This is a genomic window from Pseudomonas sp. NPDC087614, assembly GCF_044743485.1.
Taxonomy (GTDB): domain Bacteria; phylum Pseudomonadota; class Gammaproteobacteria; order Pseudomonadales; family Pseudomonadaceae; genus Aquipseudomonas; species Aquipseudomonas baetica_A.
The window spans coordinates 1-5140 of sequence record NZ_JBIUWN010000142.1 but is presented as its reverse complement, the minus strand read 5'-3'; the positions used below and the strand labels follow the sequence as shown (position 1 = coordinate 5140).

At 52.0% G+C, this 5140-nt stretch carries 6 protein-coding genes and 4 tRNA genes; all 10 read left to right on the top strand.

Going from position 1 to position 5140, the window contains the following annotated elements; all coding sequences use genetic code 11:
* The first annotated feature begins 169 nt into the window (after positions 1 to 169).
* The 10 genes from birA (at position 170) to nusG (ending at position 5098) form a co-directional block, all read left to right on the top strand.
* Positions 170 to 1123 (top strand): bifunctional biotin--[acetyl-CoA-carboxylase] ligase/biotin operon repressor BirA, encoded by a 954-nt coding sequence (gene birA, locus ACIOWA_RS27260; RefSeq protein WP_339434339.1) that lies wholly within the window; start codon positions 170 to 172, stop codon positions 1121 to 1123.
* Positions 1113 to 1862 carry a pantothenate kinase gene (locus ACIOWA_RS27255; RefSeq protein WP_339434340.1) on the top strand — a complete coding sequence of 250 codons (750 nt, stop codon included), beginning with the start codon at positions 1113 to 1115 and terminating at the stop codon, positions 1860 to 1862. Before birA ends, ACIOWA_RS27255 begins: the two co-directional genes overlap by 11 nt.
* 7 nt (positions 1863 to 1869) lie before the next feature.
* On the top strand, positions 1870 to 2304 hold the full coding sequence (locus ACIOWA_RS27250; RefSeq protein WP_339434341.1) for a hypothetical protein: 435 nt from the start codon (positions 1870 to 1872) through the stop codon (positions 2302 to 2304).
* A gap of 143 nt (positions 2305 to 2447) precedes the next feature.
* Positions 2448 to 2532: transfer RNA gene (locus tag ACIOWA_RS27245), tRNA-Tyr, on the top strand.
* A 25-nt stretch (positions 2533 to 2557) separates the two neighbouring features.
* A tRNA-Gly gene (locus ACIOWA_RS27240) sits at positions 2558 to 2631 on the top strand.
* A 26-nt stretch (positions 2632 to 2657) separates the two neighbouring features.
* Positions 2658 to 2733, top strand: a tRNA-Thr gene (locus ACIOWA_RS27235).
* Between the two features lie 85 nt (positions 2734 to 2818).
* Positions 2819 to 4012, top strand: a complete 1194-nt coding sequence (tuf, locus tag ACIOWA_RS27230) for an elongation factor Tu (protein ID WP_038362141.1) — start codon at positions 2819 to 2821, stop codon at positions 4010 to 4012.
* 53 nt (positions 4013 to 4065) lie between these two features.
* Positions 4066 to 4141, top strand: a tRNA-Trp gene (locus ACIOWA_RS27225).
* Between the two features lie 45 nt (positions 4142 to 4186).
* Positions 4187 to 4555: a preprotein translocase subunit SecE gene (gene secE, locus ACIOWA_RS27220; protein ID WP_339434209.1), complete on the top strand. Its 369-nt coding sequence runs from the start codon at positions 4187 to 4189 to the stop codon at positions 4553 to 4555.
* A 9-nt stretch (positions 4556 to 4564) separates the two neighbouring features.
* Positions 4565 to 5098 (top strand): transcription termination/antitermination protein NusG, encoded by a 534-nt coding sequence (nusG, locus tag ACIOWA_RS27215; RefSeq protein WP_007916492.1) that lies wholly within the window; start codon positions 4565 to 4567, stop codon positions 5096 to 5098.
* The last annotated feature ends 42 nt before the right edge of the window (positions 5099 to 5140 follow it).

Here is a 5140-nt window from a genome sequence, read left to right as displayed (position 1 = left end):
TGGGGTTTCCCCATGTGAGAGTAGGTCATCGTCAAGATTAAATTCCGAAACCCCAATTGCGAAAGCAGTTGGGGTTTTGTTTTGCCCGCAGGAAATGTGTCTGCTTGTTTTCTATGCAACGGCCCGGCGCATGGCTATTATTCGGGCCTCACTGTGAGGCGAGACCTACATGCTGACGTTGTTGAATCTTCTGAAGGATGGGCGATTCCATTCTGGTCAGGACCTAGGCGCCGCCTTAGGAATTAGTCGAAGTGCGGTATGGAAGCAGCTTCAGCACTTGGAGGCTGAGCTTGGGCTGTCCATTCACAAGGTTCGGGGGCGAGGTTATCAGTTGGCTGCGCCGCTTGTGTTGATCGATCCTCTTAAAGTGGCGCGGATGAAAGAGAGTTGGCCAATTGCGGTTTTTGATTCTATCGACTCGACTAATGCTGAGGCTTTGCGCGCCATTGGCCGGGGGCAGGCAGCGCCATTTTTAGTGCTTGCCGAGCGACAGATATCTGGACGTGGGCGTAGAGGGCGCAAGTGGGTTAGCCCGTTTGCCGAAAACCTTTATTACAGTCTCGTTCTGCGAATTGATGGTGGGATGCGCCAGCTTGAGGGCTTGAGTCTTGTTGTTGGGTTGGCAGTCATGCGAACCCTGCAAAAGCTCGGCGTCACTGGCGCAGGTTTGAAGTGGCCTAACGATGTTCTCGTCGGCAATAAGAAAATTGCCGGTATTTTGCTGGAGTTGGTTGGGGATCCGGCTGATGTGTGTCACGTGGTACTAGGTATAGGTATTAACGTAAATATGCAGGTTGCAGAGGAGGTTGATCAGCAATGGACTTCCATGCGACTTGAATCTGGTACAACTTGCGATCGTAACGTTCTGGTTTTCGAGTTAAGCGAACAGTTGCAGTCATATATACAGCGTCAGCAGGTCGGTGGTTTTTCAGTTCTCCAGGCAGAATGGGAGGAAAACCATTTGTGGCAGGAGCGATCAGTGTCGTTGATTGCTGGTGTCAGCCAGGTTGATGGTGTTGTGCTGGGGATTGATAGCCAAGGCGCGCTGCGTTTGCAGGTGAGTGGTGTGGAAAAGGTCTTTAGCGGTGGCGAGCTCAGCCTGAGGTTGCGTGATGATTCTTGAGCTTGATTGTGGCAACAGCTTCATAAAGTGGCGCGTGCTGAGTGCCGAGGCTGCTGTTTTGATCGCAGAGGGGGTGGTTGACTCGGATCAGGCTCTGCGTGATGGTCTATTTGCTCTAGCTGGATTGTCGCTAAGCAAATGCCGTCTTGTTAGTGTTCGTACTCTCGAGGAGACGGGAGCGTTAATCGAAATGCTTCGGCGGGATTTCGATCTGACAGTTGTATGTGCAGAGCCAGCTCGTGAAATGTCTGGTGTTAGAAACGGTTATGAGGACTACGAGCGCTTGGGGCTTGATCGTTGGTTGGCGATGCTCGGCGGATTCCACTTAGCTGAAGGTGCATGTCTGGTGCTGGATTTTGGCACGGCGGTAACGGCGGACTTCATTGCGGAAGATGGGGAGCATCTCGGGGGCTTTATTTGTCCTGGCATGCCGTTGATGCGTAACCAGTTGCGCACCCATACACGAAAGATACGATACGGTGATCTCGCGGCTGAGCGTGCATTGACAAGCCAGGCTCCTGGTCGGAGCACTGTTGAGGCGGTGGAGCGCGGTTGCTCTCTAATGCTCAAAGGGTTCGTGCTCACTCAGATGGAAATGGCACGAGCCTATTGGGGGGAGAGTTTCACTGTATTTCTTACAGGGGGGGATGCCGTATTAATAGCAGATGTTGTCCCAGAGGCCAGGGTTGTTCCCGACCTGGTGTTCGTGGGCTTGGCTATGGCGTGTCCTTTGTCCTGAGGTCTGTATGCGTTGGTTGTTCCTGCTGTTCCTTGTTCTCAATGTTTTCTATTACGTCTGGCATCAGCAGGAAGCACCTCTGCGTGCAAAAGATGTCACCCCTCTGAGTTTGTATAAAGGCCCCCAGCATGACATTCGTTTGCTCAGCGAGAGTCTGGATGCTTCTCGAGAGAATGCTGGTGTGCGCTTTGAGGAGCGCTGTCTTTATTTGGGGGGATTTGCTCGTCAGGATTTGGTTGAAGCGTTGGGGCGCCGTTTGGCGGAGATGGATATCAAGGCTTCGCCGTTGCCTGACGAGCGTCCGGCAACAGGATACTGGCTGCGTATCTCACCTGAAGGTCAGCGATTGCTGGGTGCTGATCAGTTGCAAAACCTTTCCAAGGAATTCAATGAGTTAAAACATAAAATAATGCTGTGCGAAGGGGTTGCGCCTGCTGAATAGTTTGCATAGAATGGCGCCCGCTCCACAGTGAAGACCTGAAGAGGTGGTCATGAAGGAGTGGTGTCAATGCAGCTAACCTCAAGTTTTTAAATGAGAAAATGCTTGACAGGGGTTTGGCATAGTATAAAATGCTGGCCTGATTAGGAGGGGTTCCCGAGCGGCCAAAGGGATCAGACTGTAAATCTGACGTCTACGACTTCGAAGGTTCGAATCCTTCTCCCTCCACCAGATTTAAGCGTGAGCTGCAGGCTCTGCGGGTATAGTTTAGTGGTAGAACCTCAGCCTTCCAAGCTGATGATGCGGGTTCGATTCCCGCTACCCGCTCCAAGCTTGCAGGTTGTGCAAAGTGTTTCGCTCTTGTAGCTCAGTTGGTAGAGCACACCCTTGGTAAGGGTGAGGTCAGCGGTTCAAATCCGCTCAAGAGCTCCATATAACAAGGCAGATATGAAAATATCTGCCTTTGTTTTAATGGTTGATGTTGTTTGTCTAATTCTTCTGTTTGAGGGTGATATCGATGGCTAAGGAAAAATTTGATCGTTCCCTGCCCCATGTTAACGTAGGGACCATCGGTCACGTTGACCACGGTAAAACCACTCTGACCGCTGCTCTGACTCGTGTTTGCTCCGAAGTTTTCGGTTCGGCCGTAGTTGAATTCGACAAGATCGACAGCGCTCCAGAAGAAAAAGCTCGCGGTATCACCATCAACACCGCGCACGTTGAGTACAACTCGCTGATCCGTCACTACGCTCACGTTGACTGCCCAGGTCACGCTGACTATGTGAAGAACATGATCACCGGTGCTGCTCAAATGGACGGCGCTATCCTGGTTTGCTCGGCCGCCGATGGTCCGATGCCACAAACCCGTGAGCACATCCTGCTGTCCCGTCAGGTAGGCGTTCCGTACATCGTGGTTTTCCTGAACAAGGCTGACCTGGTAGACGACGCAGAGCTGCTGGAGCTGGTTGAGATGGAAGTTCGCGACCTGCTGTCCACCTACGACTTCCCGGGCGATGACACTCCAATCATCATCGGTTCGGCTCGTATGGCGCTGGAAGGCAAAGACGACAACGAGATGGGCACCACTGCCGTCAAGAAACTGGTTGAGACTCTGGACAGCTACATCCCAGAACCAGTTCGTATGATCGACAAGCCGTTCCTGATGCCAATCGAAGACGTATTCTCGATCTCGGGTCGCGGTACTGTTGTGACCGGTCGTATCGAGCGCGGTATCGTTCGCGTTCAGGATCCGCTGGAAATCGTTGGTCTGCGTGACACTACTGTTTCCACCTGCACCGGTGTTGAAATGTTCCGCAAGCTGCTCGACGAAGGTCGTGCTGGCGAGAACTGCGGCGTTCTGCTGCGTGGCACCAAGCGTGACGACGTTGAGCGTGGTCAGGTTCTGGTTAAGCCGGGTTCGGTTAAGCCGCACACCAAGTTCACTGCAGAAGTTTACGTTCTGAGCAAGGAAGAAGGCGGTCGTCATACTCCGTTCTTCAAGGGCTACCGTCCACAGTTCTACTTCCGTACTACTGACGTGACTGGTAACTGCGAGCTGCCAGAAGGCGTTGAAATGGTAATGCCAGGTGACAACATTCAGATGACTGTTACCCTGATCAAAACCATCGCGATGGAAGACGGTCTGCGTTTCGCTATCCGTGAAGGCGGTCGTACCGTCGGCGCTGGCGTCGTAGCCAAAATCATCGAATAATCGGTTGTAATGTATTTTTCAGGCCGGCATAATGGTCGGCCTGATTTTGTTTTAGGTCAGTAGCTCAATTGGCAGAGCGACGGTCTCCAAAACCGTAGGTTGGGGGTTCGATTCCCTCCTGACCTGCCAGATTCACTTGGTGTGTCTGGCTTTCTTTTCACAGGATCTTCATAGATGACTCCTAAAGCTGAAACTCAAGGCTCTCGCTTCGATTTGCTCAAGTGGCTTGTAGTAGTTGCTTTGGTGGTTGTTGGCGTTGTTGGTAATCAGTATTACTCAGCTTCGCCGATCCTGTACCGCGTACTCGCATTGCTTGTTATTGCTGCTGCAGCTGCCTTTGTAGGTCTGCAAACTGCGAAGGGCAAGTCTTTCTTTGTACTGGTTAAGGAAGCTCGCACTGAGATTCGTAAAGTCGTTTGGCCAACTCGCCAAGAAACCACGCAGACCACGCTAATCGTTGTGGCTGTTGTTCTGGTTATGGCGTTGCTGTTGTGGGGGCTTGATTCCCTGCTCGGCTGGCTTGTTTCCTTGATTGTCGGCTAAGGGTGTCCCGTGGCTAAGCGTTGGTACGTTGTGCATGCTTACTCGGGTTACGAGAAGCATGTGATGCGCTCGCTTGTTGAGCGAGTGAAACTGGCAGGCATGGAAGATGGCTTTGGTGAAATTCTGGTTCCCACTGAAGAAGTGGTCGAGATGCGTAATGGCCAGAAGCGCAAAAGCGAGCGTAAGTTCTTTCCAGGTTATGTGCTGGTTCAGATGGATATGAATGAGGGTACTTGGCACTTGGTCAAGGACACACCTCGTGTGATGGGCTTTATCGGCGGAACTGCTGATAAGCCAGCGCCAATCACTGATAAAGAGGCAGAAGCAATTCTGCGTCGCGTTGCTGATGGTAGCGACAAACCTAAGCCTAAGACTCTTTTCGAGCCTGGTGAAACGGTGCGAGTCAATGATGGTCCATTTGCTGATTTCAATGGCGTCGTTGAAGAAGTTAACTACGAAAAGAGCCGGATCCAAGTGGCAGTGCTCATTTTCGGTCGCTCTACTCCGGTAGAGCTGGAGTTCAGTCAGGTCGAAAAGGTCTAGCTGAGCAAGCATCCCAACCCCGCAGCCTTAGGCTGTGGGGTT

Excerpts from the sequence above, each read along its gene's own strand:
- secE (WP_339434209.1), top strand. The coding sequence starts at position 4,187 with ATGACTCCTAAAGCTGAAACTCAAGGCTCTCGCTTCGATTTGCTCAAG.
- ACIOWA_RS27255 (WP_339434340.1), top strand. The coding sequence starts at position 1,113 with ATGATTCTTGAGCTTGATTGTGGCAACAGCTTCATAAAGTGGCGCGTG.
- ACIOWA_RS27250 (WP_339434341.1), top strand. The coding sequence starts at position 1,870 with ATGCGTTGGTTGTTCCTGCTGTTCCTTGTTCTCAATGTTTTCTATTAC.
- tuf (WP_038362141.1), top strand. The coding sequence starts at position 2,819 with ATGGCTAAGGAAAAATTTGATCGTTCCCTGCCCCATGTTAACGTAGGG.
- birA (WP_339434339.1), top strand. The coding sequence starts at position 170 with ATGCTGACGTTGTTGAATCTTCTGAAGGATGGGCGATTCCATTCTGGT.